This window comes from Pseudomonas sp. H1h, assembly GCF_000633255.1.
In the GTDB taxonomy this organism is placed as follows: Bacteria; Pseudomonadota; Gammaproteobacteria; order Pseudomonadales; family Pseudomonadaceae; genus Aquipseudomonas.
Window position 1 is genome coordinate 49,476 of the sequence record NZ_AYMJ01000005.1, and the last position, 22,671, is coordinate 72,146.

General features: G+C 53.6%; 21 protein-coding genes and 1 tRNA gene. 16 read left to right on the top strand and 6 right to left on the bottom strand.

From position 1 onward, the window contains the following. Positions 1–31 precede the first annotated feature (31 nt). Both tgt and queA read right to left on the bottom strand, forming a co-directional pair. Positions 32–1,147: a tRNA guanosine(34) transglycosylase Tgt gene (tgt, locus tag U862_RS0104110; RefSeq protein WP_161794909.1), complete on the bottom strand. Its 1,116-nt coding sequence runs from the start codon at positions 1,145–1,147 to the stop codon at positions 32–34. Between the two features lie 14 nt (positions 1,148–1,161). Next, the gene (gene queA, locus U862_RS0104115; protein ID WP_025109227.1) at positions 1,162–2,226 is read right to left on the bottom strand and encodes a tRNA preQ1(34) S-adenosylmethionine ribosyltransferase-isomerase QueA; all 1,065 of its coding nucleotides are present in this window, start codon (positions 2,224–2,226) and stop codon (positions 1,162–1,164) included. 108 nt (positions 2,227–2,334) lie between these two features. On the opposite strand from queA, the gene U862_RS0104120 reads away from it, so the two are divergent. The 11 genes from U862_RS0104120 to U862_RS0104175 all read left to right on the top strand — a co-directional run bounded on the left by U862_RS0104120 (position 2,335) and on the right by U862_RS0104175 (position 11,836). Continuing rightward, positions 2,335–2,419 (top strand) — tRNA-Leu (locus U862_RS0104120). A 164-nt stretch (positions 2,420–2,583) separates the two neighbouring features. Further along, complete coding sequence (locus tag U862_RS0104125; protein ID WP_025109228.1) at positions 2,584–3,825, top strand: tyrosine-type recombinase/integrase; 1,242 nt, start codon at positions 2,584–2,586, stop codon at positions 3,823–3,825. A 265-nt stretch (positions 3,826–4,090) separates the two neighbouring features. Continuing rightward, the gene (locus U862_RS31035; protein WP_025109229.1) at positions 4,091–4,939 is read left to right on the top strand and encodes a hypothetical protein; all 849 of its coding nucleotides are present in this window, start codon (positions 4,091–4,093) and stop codon (positions 4,937–4,939) included. Between the two features lie 95 nt (positions 4,940–5,034). After that, positions 5,035–5,316: an AlpA family transcriptional regulator gene (locus U862_RS0104135; RefSeq protein ID WP_025109230.1), complete on the top strand. Its 282-nt coding sequence runs from the start codon at positions 5,035–5,037 to the stop codon at positions 5,314–5,316. Continuing rightward, complete coding sequence (locus tag U862_RS0104140) at positions 5,313–5,921, top strand: hypothetical protein (protein ID WP_025109231.1); 609 nt, start codon at positions 5,313–5,315, stop codon at positions 5,919–5,921. Before U862_RS0104135 ends, U862_RS0104140 begins: the two co-directional genes overlap by 4 nt. Continuing rightward, a complete protein-coding gene (locus U862_RS0104145) occupies positions 5,918–6,223 on the top strand; it encodes a hypothetical protein (protein WP_025109232.1) in 306 nt (101 codons plus the stop codon). Before U862_RS0104140 ends, U862_RS0104145 begins: the two co-directional genes overlap by 4 nt. Positions 6,224–6,754: 531 nt before the next feature. Continuing rightward, on the top strand, positions 6,755–7,039 hold the full coding sequence (locus U862_RS0104150) for a hypothetical protein (protein ID WP_025109233.1): 285 nt from the start codon (positions 6,755–6,757) through the stop codon (positions 7,037–7,039). Beyond that, positions 7,036–7,308, top strand: coding sequence for a DUF3077 domain-containing protein (locus U862_RS0104155; RefSeq protein WP_025109234.1), 273 nt, complete (start codon positions 7,036–7,038; stop codon positions 7,306–7,308). Before U862_RS0104150 ends, U862_RS0104155 begins: the two co-directional genes overlap by 4 nt. Next, the gene (locus U862_RS0104160; RefSeq protein ID WP_025109235.1) at positions 7,305–10,211 is read left to right on the top strand and encodes a DUF927 domain-containing protein; all 2,907 of its coding nucleotides are present in this window, start codon (positions 7,305–7,307) and stop codon (positions 10,209–10,211) included. The genes U862_RS0104155 and U862_RS0104160 overlap by 4 nt, the downstream gene beginning before the upstream one ends. 87 nt (positions 10,212–10,298) lie before the next feature. Continuing rightward, positions 10,299–11,162, top strand: coding sequence for a hypothetical protein (locus U862_RS0104165; protein WP_256214619.1), 864 nt, complete (start codon positions 10,299–10,301; stop codon positions 11,160–11,162). A gap of 308 nt (positions 11,163–11,470) precedes the next feature. Further along, complete coding sequence (locus U862_RS0104175) at positions 11,471–11,836, top strand: histone-like nucleoid-structuring protein, MvaT/MvaU family (protein WP_025109238.1); 366 nt, start codon at positions 11,471–11,473, stop codon at positions 11,834–11,836. 71 nt (positions 11,837–11,907) lie between these two features. Here U862_RS0104175 and U862_RS0104180 read toward each other — a convergent pair whose 3' ends face one another. From U862_RS0104180 to U862_RS0104190, 3 genes are read right to left on the bottom strand one after another with little or no spacing between them, the layout of a single operon-like run. Next, positions 11,908–13,056 (bottom strand): nucleoside phosphorylase, encoded by a 1,149-nt coding sequence (locus U862_RS0104180; RefSeq protein WP_025109239.1) that lies wholly within the window; start codon positions 13,054–13,056, stop codon positions 11,908–11,910. Beyond that, positions 13,053–13,502, bottom strand: a complete 450-nt coding sequence (locus tag U862_RS0104185; RefSeq protein WP_025109240.1) for a response regulator transcription factor — start codon at positions 13,500–13,502, stop codon at positions 13,053–13,055. Before U862_RS0104185 ends, U862_RS0104180 begins: the two co-directional genes overlap by 4 nt. Continuing rightward, a complete protein-coding gene (locus tag U862_RS0104190) occupies positions 13,502–16,480 on the bottom strand; it encodes a hypothetical protein (RefSeq protein ID WP_025109241.1) in 2,979 nt (992 codons plus the stop codon). The genes U862_RS0104185 and U862_RS0104190 overlap by 1 nt, the downstream gene beginning before the upstream one ends. 1,041 nt (positions 16,481–17,521) lie before the next feature. On the opposite strand from U862_RS0104190, the gene U862_RS0104195 reads away from it, so the two are divergent. Both U862_RS0104195 and U862_RS0104200 read left to right on the top strand, forming a co-directional pair. Then, positions 17,522–18,676 carry a TIR domain-containing protein gene (locus U862_RS0104195; RefSeq protein ID WP_025109242.1) on the top strand — a complete coding sequence of 385 codons (1,155 nt, stop codon included), beginning with the start codon at positions 17,522–17,524 and terminating at the stop codon, positions 18,674–18,676. 222 nt (positions 18,677–18,898) lie between these two features. Beyond that, positions 18,899–19,228, top strand: coding sequence for a hypothetical protein (locus U862_RS0104200; RefSeq protein WP_025109243.1), 330 nt, complete (start codon positions 18,899–18,901; stop codon positions 19,226–19,228). A 34-nt stretch (positions 19,229–19,262) separates the two neighbouring features. Here U862_RS0104200 and U862_RS0104205 read toward each other — a convergent pair whose 3' ends face one another. Next, positions 19,263–20,018 carry a hypothetical protein gene (locus U862_RS0104205; RefSeq protein ID WP_025109244.1) on the bottom strand — a complete coding sequence of 252 codons (756 nt, stop codon included), beginning with the start codon at positions 20,016–20,018 and terminating at the stop codon, positions 19,263–19,265. Between the two features lie 119 nt (positions 20,019–20,137). Here U862_RS0104205 and U862_RS0104210 point away from each other — a divergent pair, with 119 nt between their 5' ends. From U862_RS0104210 to U862_RS0104220, 3 genes are all read left to right on the top strand, one after another. After that, complete coding sequence (locus U862_RS0104210; protein WP_025109245.1) at positions 20,138–20,503, top strand: hypothetical protein; 366 nt, start codon at positions 20,138–20,140, stop codon at positions 20,501–20,503. Between the two features lie 92 nt (positions 20,504–20,595). Beyond that, a complete protein-coding gene (locus U862_RS0104215; RefSeq protein ID WP_025109246.1) occupies positions 20,596–21,774 on the top strand; it encodes a hypothetical protein in 1,179 nt (392 codons plus the stop codon). Positions 21,775–21,935: 161 nt separating this feature from the next. Then, complete coding sequence (locus U862_RS0104220; RefSeq protein ID WP_371262553.1) at positions 21,936–22,631, top strand: hypothetical protein; 696 nt, start codon at positions 21,936–21,938, stop codon at positions 22,629–22,631. The last annotated feature ends 40 nt before the right edge of the window (positions 22,632–22,671 follow it).

Here is a 22,671-nt window from a genome sequence, read left to right on the forward strand (position 1 = left end):
TTGCAAATGTTGAATCTTGGGGTCAGAAAACTCAGTCCAAAGGCGGAACGGGGAGCCCGCGTTTGGCGTAGAAGGCATCGACAAAGGCGGCCAATGTACCCTGTTGAATAGCCTCGCGCAAACCAGCCATCAGCACCTGATAATGGCGCAAGTTGTGGATGGTATTGAGCATGCTTCCCAGCATTTCGCCGCACTTGTCCAGGTGATGCAGATAAGCGCGGGAGAAGTTCTGGCAGGTATAGCAATCGCAGGTCGGATCGAGCGGCGAATCATCATGGCGATGGAACGCGTTACGGATCTTCAGCACGCCTGTATCAATGAACAGATGCCCATTGCGGGCATTACGGGTTGGCATCACGCAATCGAACATGTCCACACCGCGGCGCACACCCTCAACCAGATCTTCCGGTTTGCCAACGCCCATAAGGTAACGAGGTTTGTCAGCCGGCATCATGCCCGGCAGGTAATCCAGCACCTTGATCATCTCGTGCTTGGGTTCGCCTACCGACAGACCGCCGATGGCCAGGCCGTCAAAGCCGATCTTGTCGAGGCCTTCCAGCGAGCGCATGCGCAGGTCCTGGTGCATACCGCCCTGAACGATGCCGAACAACGCCGCGGTGTTGTCACCGTGAGCATTTTTCGAACGCTGGGCCCAGCGCAGCGACAACTCCATCGACACGCGAGCGACGTCTTCGTCAGCCGGGTACGGCGTGCATTCGTCGAAGATCATCACGATGTCGGAGCCCAGATCGCGCTGCACCTGCATCGACTCTTCCGGGCCCATGAACACTTTCGAGCCGTCGACCGGAGAGGCGAAAGTCACGCCCTCCTCCTTGATCTTGCGCATCGCGCCCAGGCTGAACACCTGGAAGCCGCCGGAGTCGGTGAGGATCGGGCCTTTCCACTGCATGAAGTCGTGCAGGTCGCCGTGTTCCTTGATCACCTCGGTGCCCGGGCGCAGCCACAGGTGGAAGGTGTTGCCCAGAATGATTTCTGCGCCAGTGGCGACGATGTCACGCGGCAACATGCCCTTGACTGTGCCGTAGGTGCCGACCGGCATGAAGGCCGGGGTCTCGACGGTGCCACGCGGAAAGGTCAGACGACCACGACGGGCCTTGCCATCAGTGGCCAGGAGTTCAAAGGACATGCGACATTCGCGACTCATTCTGTTTCCTCTGGGCCTGTTTGTTCAGGGGCAGTCGGGGCGGGATTACGGGTGATGAACATCGCATCACCGTAGCTGAAAAAGCGGTACCCGTTATCGACGGCGGCTTTATAGGCGGCCATGGTTTCGGGATAACCAGCGAACGCCGAAACCAGCATCAACAGCGTGGATTCGGGCAAATGGAAGTTGGTGACCAGGGCGTCGACCACATGGAACGGCCGGCCCGGGTAGATAAAGATGTCGGTGTCGCCACTGAACGGCTTGAGCACGCCATCGCGCGCAGCACTTTCCAGCGAACGCACGCTGGTGGTGCCAACCGCAATCACCCGACCGCCACGCTCACGGCACGCGGCAACGGCGTCGACCACATCCTGGCCGACTTCCAGCCACTCACTGTGCATGTGGTGATCTTCAATCTTGTCGACGCGCACCGGCTGGAACGTGCCGGCACCGACGTGCAGGGTCACGAACGCAGTCTCGACGCCTTTGGCGGCAATCGCCTCCATCAGCGGCTGATCGAAATGCAGCCCCGCCGTCGGCGCCGCCACCGCGCCAAGGCGCTGGGCGTACACGGTCTGATAGCGCTCGCGATCCGAGCCCTCGTCCGGGCGGTCTATATAAGGAGGCAACGGCATGTGCCCGACGCGATCGAGCAACGGCAGCACGTCTTCATCGAAGCCCAACTCGAACAGCGCATCGTGACGCGCGAGCATCTCGGCTTCGCCTCCGCCGTCGATAAGGATCTTCGACCCCGGCTTCGGCGATTTGCTGGAGCGCACATGGGCCAGCACGCGGTGCGAATCGAGCACCCGTTCAATGAGGATTTCCAGCTTGCCGCCCGAGGCTTTTTGCCCGAACAGCCGCGCCGGAATCACCCGGGTATTGTTGAACACCATCAAATCGCCCGGGCGCAAATGCTCAAGCAAATCAGTGAATTGACGGTGTGCAAGGGCGCCGCTCGGCCCATCAAGGGTCAGCAGGCGACTACCGCGACGCTCGGCCAGGGGGTGGCGGGCGATCAGCGAATCAGGAAGCTCGAAGGTAAAGTCAGCAACGCGCATGATGGGGTTCGTCTAGCAGGGCCGGAAAGTCTAGCGGAAATATCGAAAATTGACCATGAAACGTGATTGACCAACGGTAATCACCTCTCTATACTTCGCCGCCATTGAGCCCTGATGGCGGAATTGGTAGACGCGGCGGATTCAAAATCCGTTTTCGAAAGGAGTGGGAGTTCGAGTCTCCCTCGGGGCACCACATAGCAGTATCTGAGAGTCTCTACCAGCCTCTCAGATCCATAGAAACCGGCCACTTGGCCGGTTTTTTTATGCCTGTCTGTCCACCACTGTATCCCCTTATCCGTTGTATCCCTGTATCCCTGCTTGTATCCTGAGAAAAATACCGAACTTTGGGATACAAGGATGAAGCGCGCAGACATCAAGCGCCGCCCTCTCGCTGACACTACGCTTGCGGGACTGGAGCCGGAATCAAAGGAATACCGAGAACTGGACGGAAACGGTCTCTACTTCAGGGTTAAACCTGATGGTGGTAAATCCTGGCAGCTTCGCTACAAACGTCCGGCGGGCAATTGGGCTTGGATGGGGCTCGGGGGTTACCCGGAAGTAAGTGGTGCGTTGGCACGAGACAAAGCTGCGGAACTGCGCAAGGTAGTTAGCAGCGGGGCCGATCCTCTCGAACAGAAACGCTCTGCCAAAGCTGCCATTGATGCTGCCAGGACTCGGACCTTCCGAGCTGCTGCTGAAGCTTGGCTCAAGGCCAAAGAAGAAAAGGGCCTCGCCCCGTCCACGATTAACAAAATCCGCACCTACCTCGACAAAGACATACTCCCGGCGCTGGGAGATAAGCCCCTTGACGAAATCACTCGTACTGACTGTGCAGAACTCCAAGCATCTCTCGAAGCCCGGGATGCACACAACGTGGCAGAGAAGTGCCGCACGTGGATCAATCAGATATTCGGGCGAGCCATCGGTCTAGGCCTTACGGAAAACGATCCAGGTAGCCGCCTGCGAGATATTGCAGCTCAAGCCCCGAAGACTCAGCAGCATCCTCATTTGCTGGAGCCTGAGTTGGCAGAGTTCCTCCAAGCACTCAAAAATACCCCCAGCAGGCTGACGGCCCGAACTGCTGCATGGCTCTGTATCTGGACCGCATCTAGACCGGGCATGGTTCGGTTAGCTGAATGGAAAGAGTTCGACCTGGATAAAGCGATATGGACGACGCCTGCCGCCAAGATGAAGATGCGCAGGGACTTTGTGTGCCCACTTCCTAAGCAAGCTCTTTCCGCTCTCCAAGAACTTCATTGCCTTACAGGTCGTAGTCGCTGGCTGTTCCCTGGTGTGGGCGCTAAGAATCCAACGATTAGCGAAAACACCATCAATAAGGTCTTCGCGACGGTTGGTTACAAAGGTCGCTTGGTTGGTCATGGTACTCGTCACACCGCCAGCACTCTGCTCAGGGAACACGGCTGGCCGAAAGAACATGTCGAAGCGCAGCTTGCTCACAAAGAAGAGGGAATATCTGGGGTATACAACAAGGCTCAATACCTTGAGCACCGGGTGAAGATGATGCAGTGGTACGCAGATCACCTTGATGCTTTAGCAAGTGGAAAAGTAATCAATGGCAAGTCCGGGAAAGCGGTATGACTACGCATATCCATACTCCCCTCAAAATCCATGTTACCGGTGTTACTCGTGTAACGACCTTGGCCAAACGCCCGGGTTCATTGGCTTTCAAGCCCGTTACACTCATGAGCGACCTTCCGTACACCTCGTGTGACATTGACCAAACGTGTAACGCTAGAGCGATCCCATACTCGCTGCGGGCAGGCGTCGGGTTAGGCGTGTGCCGCTGGAGACGATTGCACGACACAGGGCGCGGGATTGAGCGAAATGCTTTGGGGCAACATCAATGCCCGTAAATGCGAGCGAGATCGGTGAAAGCATTCAATGGCCAAGCTCAACAGCCGATCTGGTTGAGTACCTGTCAGCCCAACCGCTGTATCCCCTCTGCCGCGAACAGATCCTGCATGCGTGTCAGTTGATCGACCGATGCCGCTTACGCCTCCACCAAGCCGGACTCGGTGACGCTCTCAATTCCATGTGCATCAAGGTGACGCAGCACGAGGAAACGATTTCAGAAAATGCCATGTCAGCCCCTCCCGAATTTCTGGCAAGCGCTGTTCGCCAACATGGTCGGCGCGATTTCGTCGCAGATGATCAGGCATACGCGGTGTACATCATGGCCTGCGCGGTCAAAGCCTTGGAGGTTATGAATGATTGGATGTGCGACGTCGAGCAGACAGCCCTGCCCAAGGGAGTACCTATGCCGGACTGGTCGTGGGAATTTTATTGCGAGTACGTAGAGCGCCAGGTTAACGAGGATGACCGCATAGATGCGCTGGACTTGTACGCTATCCACTTGGAACCGATCACCATTCTGCCTGCATTACGTCGCGACGAATTGAGACCTTTAGCACTCAGCGCAATCAGAGAAGCGACCCGGCGAAAGGCCGGCATCCTCAGCGGCAAAGACCGAGCCGACGAGGTGAGCGAACGCGATGCGGCGCTTGTCGAAAAAGCTCGCGCTCTAAAGCTGGAAGGCATGTCACGACGCTATGTGACAACCGAAGTACACCGCTGGTTTATACAACAAGTCGCCAAGGCCCGCGGGCAACGGCCCAAATGGATAGCCCTCGAAACTGACAATGCACTCTCCCGCAAACGCGTAGAGGCGATCCTTAAACAACACAAGGTGTAGTTCACCTGAAATTTCAAATGGAACTGAACTCCTTCAAAGATTCCATCGCCTAGATCATTGCTCTCGTCAGTCCAAATCAATCGAGAGCAATACCTATGAACACCTCTGTTACCGATTTTACCGGCAAGACGCCCACCAATTCGCCCTCCCTTTTTGATGCCTCGTCGACTTTGATCAGAATGCGTGAGGTGGAAGGCATCGTAGGGATGAAGCGTTCGACCATCTACAAACTGATGCAGCGCACCGACTGCGGCTTTCCGCAGCCCGTCAAACTGAGCACCAGTAAAGCACGCGGCGCCCCTGTCGCTTGGGTTCTTTCCGAGGTTCAAGCCTGGGCACGCAGCCGCATCGAGGCGCGTGATCAGGTGGCCGCATGAAGCGCAACTACAGCCCATTCAAGGGGCCATTTCACGACACCTACGCCATCGGATTTCGTCTCTACGTTCCCGGATCGATCAACTGGCGGCACCGCACCATCGCGGGCGTGAGCTGGAATGGCAATGACCAGGAAGCGTTCTTTTTCAGCCCTGACGGTCTTGCCCTGCCGCTGAAAGCCAATCCGTGGGAACTGCCTGAGTTGATCCGCCGCAACGCGGTGCGCAGAGAGTTCGCCAGTGTTCACGGCACCGGACATTTCGCCATGAAGACAGGCCGCCTCGCCTCGCTGAAATCTCTCGGCATGACCGACTGGGTCACCTATTGGCTGGTGGATCAGTCGGGCGGATACGCGAACGATCCGGCAGTGTGGCAACGCATCACCGAACAAGATCTTGCGGTTGAAAAAACGGCGAGCGAGCGCGTTCACCATGACAGACGTTTGACCTCGGATCTGGCCGACTATGTGGATGAGTGCGCCGCGCAACGCCGCGAGCAAATGGCTGTACAGCACCGTCGTCGCTGTGCCGAGGACGGCAAGATCCTGGCTTGGCTGAAAGGCGAAACACCGTCACCTCTGTTCGCCAACGTGCAGGAGGCAGCATGAGCCACAAGACCGCGAACAACGCCTTGATGCACCCCTTTTCCATCTTGCGTCGGATCGGTTTTTCGCCTTGCGTCATGCAGCGCCTGGAACGCTACCGCAGCCAACAGGACAAGCAAGGTCGAGTGGTCAGCGTGCTCAGCTGGGCCGACGGCACCTGGTGCGCCCTCTCCCTCCACTGCGAAAAGACCGGGGCCGTGGTCGTCGACGATAGCCGGCAGGCCGACGCCTACGAAGACGCCCGCTCCATGCTCAGCGGTGGGTTTCTGCCCCTTCTTTCCATGCGCTGGGAAGCCCACGCCTGAAATGAAAACGCCTCCGGAGGCGATCCGGAGGCGTTGAGGTCAATCTACATGCCAGAACAATTTATGCCGCACCTGAAAAATCTGCAAGCCATCAGCGCAGTTGCACTTTCCAAAAACGGACGTTACTCTCTGGCCGTCGCTGCAAATTCAGCGACCGGGTTTGACGGCCCGATCAACAATAGGCGCACAGGCGCCCCCCATTACGATTGCAGGCGCTTTTTTTGTGCCCGCATTCCTGTTTATGGTGGCTGTGCGTGGGAGACCTTCGGGTCTGCCGGGTTCCTATTGTCCCGGTCCGTCAACCTGCGCACAGCTACCACCCTAATTCGTTTGACGGCGGACGGTGGTAGCTCCTCAACAATAGGAGTTTCACCACATGCACGCCCTCAATCCGTCCAAAATTCGCGCCACTGCACACCGTGCAATGGCTCTCGCCGCTTTACACGCCAACTCCAGCCTCGCTACACGCCTCTCCCGTTACAACGCTCACATGGCCAAAGCCCGCGCACTCGAAACCGCAGGCGGTGCCCAATGAACAACGCCCTGAGCTTTGCCCTGCCCGAAGACCTGCTCTGCGTGAATCCAACCGCAGAAGCCGGCGTACCTATCGACGCCATCACCTGCGCCATTGACCGCGCTGACTCAGTACTGACGTTGCTTGAGGACCACTTCGAAAACGAATCCTCACGCCTCGCCAATCACGTCATTGCCGCTGTCCTCTGGGACGTGCGCGGCACCCTCGGTCTGATCAAAACGCTGGCCATGCACGGTGACACCACCTCAACGCCTGCGGTGCAGAAAGGCGGTGCGCTATGAGTATTTCCACCACACCGGGCCATGCCACCTTTTCTCGCGTCAACGCTACCGACCTGAAGCTGTTTCGCGTCAATGCCGGCGTGCCAGTCGAGGATGCACTGGAGATGGTGTCGTTGCTTCAGCATCAAGCGAACCAGCTCAATTTCGACGCTGCCATGAGTGACAACGGCGAGCGATTCAGTTGGCCCGCCTTGTACCTGGGCGAGATGGCCAAAGCATTGATCGACGACATCAACGACGCGCTGTTTCTGCCGAGGGCTGACACATGAACCAACGCCCGAACAGCACCGCGAAACGCCCAAGCTTTGCCGACGTGAAAGCCGCCGCATTGAAAGACATTGATCGTGTCTTGTCGCACTGGCTGCCCAACGGCAAGCGCGTCGACGGCGGCAAGGAATACACCGCACCGAATCCAACCCGCAGCGACAAGCGCGCCGGCTCGCTCAAGGTCAGTTTGAGCAAGGGTACCTGGGCCGACTTCGCCACCGGGGACAAAGGCGGCGACCTGATCGATCTGGTGCGCTATCTGGACGGCGGCACCGACGTCGAAGCCTGCAACAAGCTGGCCGATTTAATGAACGTCGCGCCCGGCGACGCCAAGGCAATGGCCGCTCCGAGCAAGCCGAAGGCGCCGACGTGGAACGCAATTCAGCCGATCCCGACCGAGGCCATGAACAAGTGCCCGGCCAAGCATCGCGATCACGGCGTACCGTCCAAGGTGTGGATTTATCGAGATGCACAAGGGCAGCCCCTCATGGCGCTGTATCGGTTCGACCTCGGCCCGGATGAAGACTTCAAGCCGAAGAAAGTCTTCGCCCCGCTAACTTGGTGTCAGCGCGCTGATGGCCAGACTAAACAATGGCGCTGGCAGGGCCTGCCGGATCCACGTCCGCTGCTGCGCCTTGATCAACTGGCCCAGCGCGCTGACGCACCGGTGGTTCTGTGCGAAGGCGAGAAAGCTGCCGATGCCGCCGTCGAGCTATTGCCGAACTACGTGGCCACCTGCTGGCCGAACGGCTCCAACTCTTGGCACAAAGCCGACCTGACGCCGCTCAAGGGACGCGAAGTTGTGTTGTGGCCGGACAATGACGACAGCGGTAAAGCCTGCATGGACACCGTCGCCGAGAGGCTGCGGGAAATCGGCGCAGCCTCAGTCCGGGTAATCGCGCTGGAGGTTTTCAAACGCAAGCCGACGCTGAAGAACGACCGCGCCGCGTTCGCCAAGGATGGTCAATGGGATGACGGCGACGATGCCGCCGATGCGCTTGGCAAAGGCTGGACCGCCGGCCACTTCGCCGCGCTGGAAAGCAGCGGCGAGCTGTTCGGCGTGATCAAGCAGGAGGTGGTTGCTACTCCAGTTAAACGCGAGCCGGAAGCGAAGCCCAAAGCACCGGCCAAACGCCCTACCAAATCGAAAAACGACCTGATGCCGGGCGGCTTTCGCCTGACGCCCGAAGGTGTGTTTTATGCCGGCGATGATGGTGAAGCACGGCCAGTGTGTTCACCACTGGCGATCCTCGCCCGTACGCGTGACGAGAAGGGACACAACTGGGGCTTGCTGGTCGAGTTCGACGATCCCGATGGCACCAAGAAACGCTGGAACATCCCGGCTCGCACCATGACCGGCGACTTCGGCAAGGACGTGCTTGGCCCACTGGTAGATATGGGTTTGCGTCTCGCCGGTAGTCGCTCGGGACGCAACGCACGTAATGACCTGCAAAGTTATCTCGGTGGCTTCGACAGCGCCCAACGGGCACGGCTGGTCACGCGATTGGGTTGGCATGACACAGCCTTTCTACTGCCCGAGCAGCAGGTCGGCACGCACAGCGAACACCTGCACTTCTACGAGGCCGGTGCGCAGCTTCCGCCGATCAACGAAGCGGGCACGCTTGAGCAATGGCAGGAACAGATCGGCGCGCTGTGCATCGGTAATCACCGTTTGGCGTTTGTCGTCGGCGTGGCCTTCGCGGGGCCGCTGCTGCACATGCTTGGCCATGAGTCGGGCGGCTTTCACCTGTACGGCGACAGCTCCGGCGGCAAGACCACGCATTTACAAGTCGCCGCCTCGATCTATGGCGGGCCGCGTCTGGTGCGTTCGTGGCGCTCGACCGACAACGCGCTCGAATCCATCGCCGCCGCCCATTCCGACGGCCTTCTGGTCTTGGATGAAATCGGCATGTGCGACCCGCGCATCATCGGCGAGACGGTTTACATGCTCGGCAACGGCACCGGTAAGGCACGCGCCAATGATCGAGGCCAAGCGGGCCGACAGGTACAGGAGTGGCGTTTGCTGTTCCTCTCCACGGGCGAGAAGACCTTGGCTCAGCACATGGCCGAGGCCAACAAGGAGCTGAAAGCGGGCATGGAGGTGCGCATGCTCGCCGTTCCGGCCGATGCCAGCAAAGGCCTCGGGATGTTCGACACGCTCAACGGTTTCGAAGACGCGGCGGCACTGTCCGACGCGCTCAAAGCCCGCGTGGCGAACTACTACGGCACACCACTCACTGCCTTCCTGACGGCGCTATGCGAACCCGGCAAGCGTCACGGCTGGTCGTCCATCCTGCGCCGCACGCTGGAAGGTTTTATCGCCAAGTCGCTCCCGGCGTCCGCCAGCGGACAGGCACATCGTGCTGCTGCTCGCTTCGGCCTCGCGGCTGCCGCTGGCGAGCTGGCCACCGCCATGGGCATCACCGGCTGGCCGGACGGGACCGCCACTACCGCCGCCCGTGTGTGTTTGAACGCGTGGTTAAACGAACGCGGCGGCGCCGGGAACTTCGAGGGCGATGCGATCTTGGCGCGACTGCGCCAGGTCATTGAGCGCTTCGGCGAAAGCCGTTTCACCCGCTGGGAGTCGGCAGCGGCAAAGATCGATGAGCACGGCCCGCGCACCATCGACCGTCTCGGCTTTCGCAAGACGCTGGAGCACGGCATGGGCGACACCATGCACACCACCAACACCTACTACGTGTTGCCCGAGGCATGGCGCTCCGAGATCTTCCGGGGCATGAACATCAACGCCGTGAACAAGGAACTGCTGCAGCGTGGCGTGCTGGAGCCGGCCGGCGACGGTAAGGCATCGAGTCTGGTGCGTTTGCCAGGCCTCGGCCCTCAACGCTGCTACATCGTGAAGACGATTCCGGGAACGGATGACAGCGAGGCTCGGGCTGCCTGAGGGCATCTCCGCTGATCGAGGTAGCGCCGGCTTATTCCGGCCTCGCCAGCCGAATCAACCCAATCGAACTCATCAAGGACACTGAACATGACAATGAATGAATTGAAACAGCAACTCGCCGCTTTGATTGCCGAGCAAGAAGCCATTGAAAAAAGCCTTCCCATTCTGGACGCCGAGTGGCGCAATGCGCCAAGTAACTACAGTCCAATCGGCAACATGATCGGAAGCCCCGAAAGGAGCGCCGCCATGGATCGGTACTCCAGTGCCGAATGCCGCCTCAGAGCCATTCCATCCTCGATCAGTCGTATCGAAGAAAAGATGGCTTACCTGGAGCGCATTGAACAAGTCGACGACATCAAAGCAAAGTCGATCCAGACCATGTCCGAAGCGGCCGCTGAAGTCGAAGCGCTGAAGCAAACACAATCACATCTGAACCAACGCCTTCAGACCATTCAGTCGGATGCGCAGCAGTCGCTGGAGAAAGCACAGCAGGCAGAACGAGACGCTGCAAGCCTGTATGCACGCAGCCTCGCGAGTGGTGATAGCGACGGAGAGAAATCCGCCAATAGTGAAATGCAGAAGGCAGCCAAACAACTCGCAACCACTGATGAGCACGTCAGAAGACAGGAACTCATCATGGAAGCCTTACAGGTTGAACTCGACTCCCTTGAAACACAAATCGCCAATGCTAAGCAGCGCGAGGACGAAGCCAGACGTTCGGCCCTGAACGCTGTAGAGCTGACGCTGGAAGAGAAGTGGAATGCCGCTGCGGAACACTTAGTAGCTCTGGGCGCCCGAATACTTGCGGTTGACTACGCAAGGGGGAACTCGGGATACGGTTTCTCCGACCTTGATGTACCTCGATTCGGTCCATTTCATTCGAATCTACGTCGTTCAGACCTAGCTACCGCAGCCGGCGCTATCAGCGCAGAGGATCTGCTGGCAGCTTGAAACCGAAGCAGCCCGCCAGCGCGGGCTGTTTAGAATCCCATCAGGATAAAAATCATGATCCCTCAAATGCAGAGCAGCGCGAGCTGGACTGATACATTGAAGGCTCGCAAGAACCACTTGATCGGGCTGATGAAAATCTTAGACATCCAAACCGGCAAAGCCTCAAAGGTTCAGACATTAACGGTCAACTTGATCAAGAACGAAATTAATTTCATAGATGAAAAGTTAAAGGGTCGAAAGTAAGTATGAACTCCATGCTGTAATACAATTCAGATAGATATCGCCAAAACACCAAACAGGGAATGCAAATGTCAAAACTTGCCGAATACCGCCAGCTGGAAAAACACTTGGCCGAACAGCTCCAGGCACTGGAAGCGCTGAAGGGCGATTCCGGTCTGAAGAAAGAAATTGAGTTCGAGACAAAGCTCCGTGGATTGCTGGACCAATACGGTTTTAGCCTCAAGCACATCATCAACCTGCTAGATCCGCAGAGCACCAAGCGTGGTGCAGCTTCGATCGCTACGCTAGGCACTCGTAAACCGCGAGCGCTGAAGACATACAAGAACCCGCACACTGGCGAAGTGGTTGAAACAAAAGGCGGCAATCACAAGACGTTGAAAGAATGGAAAACCAAACACGGCGCCGACGAGGTTGAAGGCTGGCTGAATAAATAATGCTATTCCGAGAGAAGGCCTCATAGAGGCCTTTTCCCACACATATTCTACCACTTTCCAAAAACGCTTTCCTAAGCCTGCTTTGGCGAGAAAAAAACTTTTATGGCCTTCAAAACAAATTTCGCAGAGACAAAGGAACCATAACTGTGAATTGAATCGTTCTTTTCATCATCGCACAAATCCACGACTGTTTTAGCACATACACACACCGGTTTACTCACGGAGAGTTCTGCAGCTCGCTGCACCGCAAATACCTCCATATCTAGCCCGTTGACTTTTCTATGAAATCGCTCAATCTGCATCAGATAATCTTTATCAGCGATCACAGCTGATCCACTGGTGAATACAGCAAGAGCCGGATCCGACGCTTCGGTAGGCCGCGTACCTCGATGCCCATGCTCCAACTCTACAATCAAATTTTCATCGTCAAGAATTTCTTGTAACTGAGTAATAAAATTGGCTTCAGTTGACACCTGATATGGCTCATTCTGAAAACCATCCGTGGACCATTTACCGCTTTGATACTCATAAACCATCCTTGAGATCAATAGCTGCCCTAGTTCCGCCCTCTTACTAAAACCGCCACATATACCGCTCATACCGATGATTTTTGGCCTATACCGGTCAATGCAAGTAGCGGCGACTATCGCAGCGTTAACCAAGCCCATCTGTGGCAAAAGAACAACAGATCCTTTTCTGCCTTCCAACTCGAAGTCCCAGCAATTTATACCACCTCTATTGACCTGCTTTCCATCAGCCAACACCACATATGGTTTCCTCTCCTCATGCAGTGCGCAGAAAATTAGGAAATCCATCCGCACATTCTTTTTCAACTGAGTTAGCAAGTGATTCAGAGTTGACTTCCAGCCTGGAACATTTCTATAGTCAGCCAAAATGCAACCTTGGGCTTCAAAATCAGCGCGCACCTCTGGAAAGTCGTCCGGGTATGAGCTGATAGCCAGTAATAGCGCATCATTTTTACCGGCTTTGATTATAGCTTCAAGGATTGCCTTACCATTCGGCACCGCACTTCCATTGTCAAAACTTGGAAGTTTAAAGTCTATGATAAACAACCCAAACTCCTGAGAATTCAAGTGCGCAGCAAAATCCGTCATATTTTTTGCGCGCACTACATCACTTACAGAAACGCCCCTTTCTAATAAATGATCATTAATCGCCCGCGACTTAGCGTCATCATCTTCAATAAGCAATATTTTCATGCGCACAACCTCAAAAGCGATGTAATTTTTTGTAATGTCGGTTTCGACTTGTAGGTATAAAGCACCGCACCTATTACATTCTGACTATACTTCACTCTAATAACATCTATTGAGTTTTTCAGTTTAACTTTAACACCACCGATAAAAAAATCTGGATACTGCGTAACAATCAAAATATTAGCTTTTTTTCGATACGCCTTTAATGCTCTCAGCACTTCTACGCCACCTTGCGCTTGGTCGTGGCCCTTTTTCTTATCGTCAGAATTCTCCCCAAATGTAGAAAGCGCAATATCCAATATAATGAGATCATAATTTACAGCTTTAACTTTCAACACAGCACTGCTTACGCTATCAACTATATCAGGTAAAAATCCAAAAACCTCATTGACGCAACCGTTGATCTCGTCACGCTTATGAACCTCATCCTCAACCAATAAGATATTCATTAAACACTCCCAACGACCGCATCATCACTCACAGTTTCAGAATGCAATGTAAAGCCTAATTTTAACTCTCTACGCTCATCATTCTCTACACACCTTACAGTATGTTTTGTTTCACTTTTCTGAGTAATGAATTTTACTTTCTTTATTCCTGTATACCCTTCTGTCACCATATCGATTCCATTCTCGACCGAGCGTATTGCTTTTTTAATCCGCTCCTTGGAATTCTGATATTCGCCGGGAGACACCGTTGAAGCAATATCGACTGAAACGATATCTAGAATATCGTTGCTATCGGCCTTAATTGCGGAAACATTTACAACCACGGGAGCACCGTCTTCACCGTGTATAACCGCATTTTGCAAAAGCACTGCGATACAGTCATATAGCCTATGGACGCTGATGCCTGTGTACTTATTCCCTAAACCATCACCTGTGTACTCCACCGACTTCGGCCGATTAAGGTCAAAGAGAATAATTTCACAAAGCTCACGTACCGAGGCAGAAATAAACCCCGTCTGAGGAACCCGAAACCAATCAGCCACCTTTTTGAAAACACCACTAACCGCTTCATGAAGTTCGATTTTTATTTGTTCTTCTATACTGCCAAAAGCACCAGAAAAATGCTTGCCAATACTACTAGTAGCCTCCTGCAGGAGCTCTGTTTTAATAAATCTGGCCGCATTTTCGAGCTGAGGAGATATTTGCTTCCAGCAAAAAGAAATTACAAGATCGTTTAAAAGCTGGCTACCCGCAATGCGCAAACTACTAGACAGTATTCTAATATTTTCCCGCGTTGCAGAATCCTCTACGTTCATGTTTGAGTTAAACAACGACGTAGGTGATTTAAATTGAAGATGTTCCCGCCTTAATTTTTCTACGATCGCTTTATATTGCCCCATCCAAGCACCGACTGTTCGTTTCATTCCTGGGCTAGTCATTAACATCCGGTATTCAGGCTTGTTGAAAACAGCATCTACCGTCTCAGTAGTGACGCCATCTAAGGTATTATGCCTAATGCGCCTACCAAGATAAGATTCAATTCCAAATTCTGTATTTAGACAAAACTGCTCAAACGCATCTTTAGCAATTTGGGAAATCAGATGTTCGCTTTGATCACTCAGCGTTATAAAATATACGTCTTTACTTTCACCTTTTTCGTATTCAACGGTACGCACCGTAGCTTGAATACTTGGATACAGCGTCCGAAACTGCTCAGTAGACACCGACGGATTACCATCGAGCCATTTACTCATAGCCAAACTATCAACGTACATTCGGCTGTTATCAAAATATTTTTGCAAGGTTGCTAACTTAGACCGCGTTTCAATAGCATTGGCTTCGATGAGATATTCGATGCGATTGAGTTTTTTGCCAATAAGTGAAAGGATGTCACGTCTAATCTCTGCTGCCTGTGACGCATTCTTTACAATCTCATACATTTTCTCAAGCGTAACTTCATCTAATGACTCAACAATATAGCAGGCTATTTGTGGAGAATCGCTAAGAAGCTCATCGATAAAGCTTACTATCGACCCATCATACAGCGACTGGACATAAGCAATGAAATCTGTACGAAATTCAAAATCCACATCCGGGTCAATTGATTTTTTCCGGAATAGTGCCAGAGACAGAACAGCAATTATATTTTGACTTCCCTCAGGAACGATCCCATAGACCGACCTCATTTCTGGCTCGGTTAGAAGGATTTCCAAGCCCGAAGTATTTTCAAAAATAAATTTTATATCACCTTCTTCCAGCGCCAATAAATTAATTCTCTGAGTTATAAACCTCATGAACAAGAAAGTCCGATAAAAGGCATCTAGTTTTATATTCGGCGTAGTCGATAGCTTTGTACCGTCCACCTTAAGCAAAAGATCTTTATCTATAAAAGAGTCATCACCAATAACGAAGGTTTGGTCAAGAATTTCATTTAAAAGCCTAGCTCCAATCACCCGATCTAGTTCATTTCTAAATTTCGTTAAATGGGTTCGTTCTAGAAAAGCAGCTGAAATCCGATATAAATCTAACGTACTTCCCGTCCCATCCTCATCATCACGCATATAATGTTGAGTCACTAGCAGGTCATCACTGCCTTCACATGCGTGTCTTATTACAACTCTGATCCCTTCTAGCACTTCTGGCTGTAACCGACTCTTGAGCTCAGATACCTGGGCTAGGAAAACCTCTTCAAGATTTAAAAGAATCATTATTGAGTGAAGCGTATCAATCAGGGACGATTCTGTAGCTCGCAAAAGAAAACCGGATAAATCTTTGCCGTCTAGCGGGGTTGGTATGAAATTGCTTAACGAATACGACTTCCTAATATCTCCATCCACTTTCCCGACAAGACCGCTCACACGTCTCTGAGCAATCAAAAACAAAGAAATTCTAGGACTTAAGTTTTCAAGCGCGCTAAAGTGAAAACCCGGCTTGTCACGATGTGCAAACTCTACCTCTATATCATTTATTCTCGCTAATTGAGGGGGCGAAAACTTTCTAGTACTTCTCAGATAAGCAAGCTTGTAAGACAAAAAATTTGACGCACCATAGATCTTGCTTATTTCATATATAACTTCCAAAGCAGCATCAGTTTCAAGAACTTCCACTTGAGCCAACGGGAGCATCAACTTTAACGCTTGTAGCGCATCCAACCCTACGGAATTAACGTAGCCACACGTATATCTGATTTCGTCTCGCCAGTGCAGCGCTGTAAACCTCGTAAACATGAAAAGATTCGAGCTAGTCTTTTTCTTATCATCTTCTAGGAGCCCACCTGTGCCTTTAAGAAGAGCACCAATGACCATCATATCGCTAACGTTATTTTCTTTTCGAACGGAATCAATTTCAGCTCGATTTCTCAACTCCTGAGAAATATAACCGCGCACTAAATTTCTTTTTTGCAACGACTTAACGCTGGAAATTAAGCGATGAACCTGAGCCGAGCGCCCCATATTCGAAGAGACAAGCTTACGAGACATATATTACGCTCCTGCGTTTATATTTATAAATCCTCAACGGCCTGTTACAACTCAGGCTCTCCCCATCAAAACGGTTTGATGCATGCCTTACACGATCGACTGTTCCTTTAACCCATGCAGTCTGCAACTCATCATGACTTTATGCCATCACCATTCTCGTGACAATAACCTGACCCGAGCTCTTTCCACAACCCTACTCAGGATAAGTTTAGAAGTAGCGATACCCGCCGCTCATAGAGCTGCGGGATAGATCAGTTTTGTTTCAGTGGGATTGGTTTGCATCCATCAGTCTTATTCGATCGTCGCCTTATGACTAAGGTCGAGTATTCGCAAGGCGAAACATATGATTGATATCCAAAGTTCTCTCGTGTAATTGACAAATCCGTTTCGGATGAAAACTCCTCTGATCACATCGTTCCGTTACACCTAATCGGCTCAGTAACACCGACATAACTGAAGCGCTAGACCCGGTGTAACTGTCGATTTATCATTTAAATTCAAACAGTTACGACGAACAGTAACACGCGTAACACACGTAACATCAATTTTTAGCCGGTGCGGATCCCCTCCCCCCCTTGAAGTGCAATACCTCCAGCGTAGGGACCCAGAACGTGCGGGGGCCCCTGAAACAACCTCGGATACACGGGGTCGGAAACCCGCCGGACCTTGTTAGCGGGAGAACTCCCAGCTTAGTGAACAGGTGAACCCGGTGAACTGCCTGTTCACCTGTGCATCTGCACTACAAAACAATCGATCCAAGGTCATCATTACCGGTACGGTAACGATGTCCTTTTTTCTTCAAGATCCTTTCAATTTCAACGTTGAAATTTCAGTAAGCTCCAGCATCTCCCGCTACCACAGTCCCGCGGGTTTCCGACCCCGTGTGGCGATGAAATCCTCAGGGGCCCCCGGCTGATTCCACCCCTAGTCAAATTCCTGTCAGCGGAATGCAGATTCCCGAAGGGTGACCTACATTAAACGGTGGGCGATCAGCGCTCGGTCAGCCACTGCCGACCATAAACGACTCATCGGGAGGTAGCTGTGTCGCTAAAGATATTTCTGAGTTATGCGAAAGAGGATAAAGCTCACGCTTTTAAGTATTACGACCTCCTCGCACACGAAGGAATGCGGCCTTGGGTCGATGAGAAACACATTCTTCCAGGTCAAAATTGGGAAGCAGAGATCGACAAAGCTTTCCAGGATGCTCATGTGATCATTCTGTTACTCAGTAAAAAAAGCGTCGACAAGAGGGGGTTTGTTCAAAGGGAGGCCAATGATGCCATCGAGCGTCTTAGGTATAAAAAGCCTACCGATATATACGTAATACCCTTGCTTCTTGAACCATGTGAGGTTCCAAGCAACATCTCCGGGCGTCTGCAGTATGTTGACATCGGCACCGCAGGCGCTTGGGAACAGTTAAGAGCCTCTCTGCTGCTCGCTGCCGAGCAACAGTCGATTGAACTCACTAATGGCTTGAGTGCAGGTCCGTTCAGTATTTTCTCTGAGGTACTTGAGGACTACTGGGAAGGCTTTCCAGGACACGACATCAAAATCGGATATCCACGCTTCGAGTCTGCGACTCGTCCCGATGCGGCTAAGGAGCTATCGCTTTTCTTCGGTGGTCGAGCGACTCGCGCACTCATCGTGTCAAGGCAAAAGCCTTGGGACCAGCATCCGGATCTTTTTACAGAACCGGGAGGTTTTCAGACGCTTAACGGTCGTTGGGACGACTATGGAATTGTTCATGCTAATGACCAGTTCCTGAGCCTTACGTACGAGGTGAGCTGGTATGGCGCTGGCGCAGCGCATCCGAATTCGCACTTTGAAACTTACAATTTCTCCATGCCTGAACGACTTCAACTGCTCACCCTCGACGATTACTTCACAGATCATAATGCTGCTGTTCAGCGCATAAGCGAGCTTTGCATCGCCGAGTTGTGCCGAGAGCACTGGAGAAGGTTCAGCGAAAAACCGGATGAAAATCAGCTTGAATGGTTCAAGGGAGGTGCGGGGCCAAAAGCTGACAATTTCAGCAGCTTTACGGTTGAAGCGGATCACTTCACCTTTCTCTTCGCTCCCTATGAAGTGGCGGCCTATGCGTGCGGGAGATGGAGCGTCGATATCTCTTTTTATGATGTCCTTGATTATTTGAAAGAAGACGGGCCTCATCTGCTGGCGGTACGGCAGACCGTGTAGCTGATGATGCAAGCAGCGGCGATAACCTCGCCAGCAGTTGCGAGGCTGTATCCCTGCTTGTATCCCTAACTATATAATCTTGCTGCAAGCCACAGAATTAGTGGGCCCCGACAGTCTCCCTCGGGGCACCAAAATCAAGAAAGGTCTTGCTTAGCAAGGCCTTTTTTTTCGTCTGCCGGAAAGTGCTGCTGGCCGCCGGCGAGTTCCTACAAAGGTTCACCCATGGAAACGTCACTGGAAACAGTCGCCCTTTTCTCTCTCAAACTCGCTTACGAGGAAGAAGGCCTGAGCCCGATTTTGCGGGATGACATGGTCATGGGTGACTATCAGAAAGACGTGTTCGAATTGCTGGTGCGGCGCGGGGATGTCGAGAGCATCCAGTTCAAGATGAACGAGTGTCTGGGGTTGGCGATGGACGCCTTGGGCGGTGTCGAGAAACCGTTGGGGCGGGAACTGCACAAGTTGTCAGCCGACTTCAGGCAGGCGCAGTCGCTGGAGCAGCTCGATCAGCCGCTCCTCGCGCTCAAGGGTTATTTGAAAGACATTCTGTAATCAGACGCGCAATCTGTAGAAACAGCCCTTCGGATTACTGCCGCACTTTTACCACTCGAATGTCGATGGGAAACCCACCCGGCCCTTCCAGCTTCTTCCATCCCACGTATTGAAAAATCGCCTCCCGATCGATGGTTTCGCCCCTCTCCACCATTTCTCCGCCCAGCACCGCAACTTCCTTATAGACGGCGCAACTGCCCTCATCGGGATGGGCGGTGTAGACCACATAGGGTTTGACGTATCGCACGGCGCGGAAATGTCGGCCGCAGCCCCAATCGACCGTGATCATCAAGGTCTTCAGATACGCTTCGCCATCCGTTTCCGATTCCTCGGCGAGTTCATTGAGCTTGCCAATTCCGCCGACGTCGCTGAAGCCTAGATCGAGGGCGCGCTTGTATTCCGGTGACTTCTCGTGCTCGGCCTGAGCCTTGAAGTATTGCTGTTGAAGCTCCGCGACCAGGACCTCCTCTTCCTTGTTACGGATCACGAACGCTTGAGCAATGACGTTTTCGCAACGGGCATATTCGGGAGAGGTAAGGCTTTCCTGGGCGAGGTGATCGCGATGAACGTAAACAGTGCGATTCAAGCTGTCGACGCGGTCCATCGCTTGCCTGGTTGTCATGACCCCGTTTTGAACGTTGTTCACCACTTGCTGAAAACTCTGACAATCGGAGAGGTATTCTTTCCAGGCGACCTCCGGGGTTTCATCCCAGCCGGCAAGTGCCGGGGTCATTACGGTAGAGAGGAGGAAAGCGCTGAGCAGGCGCGGGACAGAAGAAACGGTAGGCATGTGTAGTCCGTTACGCAGTTGAAGAAAGTGGCGCGAAGCTACTATTTTGATATCTTGCCGTCCACTCTCGCTGGAGGCCTGTCAACCGCCTCTGTTATCGCGCACTCGGGAATAAACCAATGGATGCTTTGTTGTGCTTGCTAGTGATGGCCGGAACCTGGTTGTGGGTGGTGAAGCAACGGGGTGAGTGGAACTTGCTGCTTGGCAACCTTGCTGGCGCCGGAAGTAGCGTGGTAACCGGCATTGTGTTCACGCTGATTTACGGCGCAGTCATTGGTACGTCGATGGCGACACCCAACCTGGATCGCAGTCTGGTGGTGTTCACCACAAGCGCGGGCGTTCTGGCGGGGGTATGGTTGTGGATTGCCAATCGCCGTCAACCCGAACATCCGATTGCACGCCAGTTGCTGGGCGCGGTGTGTGGCTTTGCCGCCGGCATGGCGACCCTGCTAGTGCTGGCTGTGAATTATTTCCCCAACATGTGAACGGAGGGTGTGATTGTTTTGCTATCTTGCCGCCCCCAACGGCGGATCTACTCAGTAGAGCTGACACGAATTAAAGAAAGGAAGTGGATGGGATGGAAACATCGTTGATCGTGATGTTTTTGCTGGTCTGGGCAGGGATGTGGGTCTGGGTCGTCAAGAATCGTGGAACCTGGCCGGTATTCTTTGGCCACTTCGCCGGCCTGATTGCCGGGTTTATCGTGGCAGCCGTGGTGTACGTTATCGTCAACGGACTACTGCCCGAAAAATCCACCCCAGCGACATCCAGCGGCACTCAGCCGCAAATCGCCAACGAAAGCCAGCTCAGATCCTTTGTCCCACGCACGCCGGTCAGTCGCGCATCCGCTCCGACGTCGCCGTTGCTGCCAACCGACAGCCCGCGCTATCCACGGCTCTCTAAACCGCTGCTTGCCGCCAGTCTCGATCCACAGTGGAGAAGCCAATACGCGCAATGGCGAGCCAGCGCAGATATGGTCAACGGGGTCAACGGAAGTCTGGCGGGGCTGATCTGTCGGTCAGCGGCAAAATCCACGCTACGCACTCCGGACTCCGCCTCCTTCGACGAGGCTGAAGACTTTCGATTCGACGGCTACAAATCCCAAACCTACCTCGTCACGAGCAGGATTAGTGGCGAAAACATGGAAGGCACGATGGTCAGTCTCGGCTATGACTGCGCCGTGCAGTTCGTCTCCGGCAACGGGATCAAGGATGACCAATGGCGCCTGCTGGAGTTGACCATGCAAGGAAAATCAGGCCCTGCGGGTTCTGCCAACACGTCGTCCGGGGAAGCATTGCCCGAGTATGTCGCCGATGCGCCTGCTGCTACGCCAGAACCGCTCAAGTCCGGCCTGGTGGAAAACTATCTCAATGAAATACCGAAAACCCGTTCTGAACTGGCGACGGTTCAAGGGATGACTGCGCAACAGACTCTGGCTCATGCGCAGTTGCGAAAAGGGCTCATTGGGGGGCCGGACGCCAACAAAAGGCTGATCGCGTTCCAGATGTGCGAGCCGTTTTTACGCAGCGTTCTGCGTCAGCCGGAACTGGCCTTGTTTGCCGACGACAAGGCTCTCTCGACTCAGCGTTACAAAGATCAGATCTATACCAGCACAAATATGATGAAGATCCAGGACGCTGCGAAAAACTATCTGACCTATCGTTTCGAATGCACCCTGCAGGCTTTGCCAACCATGAACGAAGGTTTTGACGACTGGAAGTTGCTGGATCTGCGCTTCGAACTGACCGGTAGCTGATCGGCTCGATGAACAAGAAGCGCGACGCTTCTATTTTTTTATCTTGCTGCCCATTATTGCAGCGGGCTCGAAGCGTGCTGCCTTGAGCGTTTTTGCAGATTTAAGGACAGGATCGAATGGAGTTTCTGCGTTTTCTGGCGTTTGTCGCAGCCTGGGGTTTCATGTGGCGCTGGGTGGTGAAGAACCGCGGTAGCTGGAATATTTTCTACGGCAACATCGTTGGCGCGGCGGGTGGTTTTATTGTGGCGATGGTGGTGCTGTCGATCACGCTGTCGTTGTTTCCATCGGCGCCGGCGCAAACACAAAGCAGCGAGACACAGAGCGCTGCGGCGGCACTCATGCCTGAGCTGGAACCGGCAATGGAGCCTACACCTGTGATCGCATCCACCCCTGCCGAGTCCGACAACCTTGCGACCTATGTCGCCAGCGAACCACAGAACGAGCCTTCTCCGCCCGAGTCCGCACTTCTGCCGAACTACAGCAAGCGCCTGCCCGCCTCACTGCTGGAGAAGAACTTCAAGGACAACGCGCATAACGACTTTACCGTTTCGCGCCGATTGGCCGGCACTCATCCGAACGCGGACAAATCCATGATGGCGTTCATGATGTGCGAACCCTTCATCAAGAGTGCCATGCGCTTTTCAGCGTCGACAGCGATTGCCAATGCCAAGAGCGCGAGCAGCCAACGCTTCAAGGATCAGACCTATACCATCAGCAGCACCGTCAGCGCTCGCAACATGTTGGGCGACGATGTCAGCTACGGTTTCGACTGCTCAGTTCAACAAGTGGACGGTAACGATACTGACAAGGCCGCATGGCGACTGCTCGATCTGAAAATGAAGAAGATCGAGTCTTAAGCCTCGTTTAAGGGTTCAAGGCGCCGGCTGCGCTATCATC

Coding starts and splice junctions, on each gene's coding strand:
- tgt (WP_161794909.1), bottom strand. CDS start 1,147: ATGTCCTTTGAACTCCTGGCCACTGATGGCAAGGCCCGTCGTGGTCGT.
- U862_RS0104165 (WP_256214619.1), top strand. CDS start 10,299: ATGACAATGAATGAATTGAAACAGCAACTCGCCGCTTTGATTGCCGAG.
- U862_RS0104220 (WP_371262553.1), top strand. CDS start 21,936: ATGTGGCGCTGGGTGGTGAAGAACCGCGGTAGCTGGAATATTTTCTAC.
- queA (WP_025109227.1), bottom strand. CDS start 2,226: ATGCGCGTTGCTGACTTTACCTTCGAGCTTCCTGATTCGCTGATCGCC.
- U862_RS0104185 (WP_025109240.1), bottom strand. CDS start 13,502: ATGAATATCTTATTGGTTGAGGATGAGGTTCATAAGCGTGACGAGATC.
- U862_RS0104205 (WP_025109244.1), bottom strand. CDS start 20,018: ATGCCTACCGTTTCTTCTGTCCCGCGCCTGCTCAGCGCTTTCCTCCTC.
- U862_RS0104215 (WP_025109246.1), top strand. CDS start 20,596: ATGGAAACATCGTTGATCGTGATGTTTTTGCTGGTCTGGGCAGGGATG.
- U862_RS0104180 (WP_025109239.1), bottom strand. CDS start 13,056: ATGAAAATATTGCTTATTGAAGATGATGACGCTAAGTCGCGGGCGATT.
- U862_RS31035 (WP_025109229.1), top strand. CDS start 4,091: ATGCCCGTAAATGCGAGCGAGATCGGTGAAAGCATTCAATGGCCAAGC.
- U862_RS0104150 (WP_025109233.1), top strand. CDS start 6,755: ATGAACAACGCCCTGAGCTTTGCCCTGCCCGAAGACCTGCTCTGCGTG.
- U862_RS0104200 (WP_025109243.1), top strand. CDS start 18,899: ATGGAAACGTCACTGGAAACAGTCGCCCTTTTCTCTCTCAAACTCGCT.
- U862_RS0104125 (WP_025109228.1), top strand. CDS start 2,584: ATGAAGCGCGCAGACATCAAGCGCCGCCCTCTCGCTGACACTACGCTT.
- U862_RS0104175 (WP_025109238.1), top strand. CDS start 11,471: ATGTCAAAACTTGCCGAATACCGCCAGCTGGAAAAACACTTGGCCGAA.
- U862_RS0104190 (WP_025109241.1), bottom strand. CDS start 16,480: ATGTCTCGTAAGCTTGTCTCTTCGAATATGGGGCGCTCGGCTCAGGTT.
- U862_RS0104140 (WP_025109231.1), top strand. CDS start 5,313: ATGAAGCGCAACTACAGCCCATTCAAGGGGCCATTTCACGACACCTAC.
- U862_RS0104160 (WP_025109235.1), top strand. CDS start 7,305: ATGAACCAACGCCCGAACAGCACCGCGAAACGCCCAAGCTTTGCCGAC.
- U862_RS0104155 (WP_025109234.1), top strand. CDS start 7,036: ATGAGTATTTCCACCACACCGGGCCATGCCACCTTTTCTCGCGTCAAC.
- U862_RS0104135 (WP_025109230.1), top strand. CDS start 5,035: ATGAACACCTCTGTTACCGATTTTACCGGCAAGACGCCCACCAATTCG.
- U862_RS0104210 (WP_025109245.1), top strand. CDS start 20,138: ATGGATGCTTTGTTGTGCTTGCTAGTGATGGCCGGAACCTGGTTGTGG.
- U862_RS0104145 (WP_025109232.1), top strand. CDS start 5,918: ATGAGCCACAAGACCGCGAACAACGCCTTGATGCACCCCTTTTCCATC.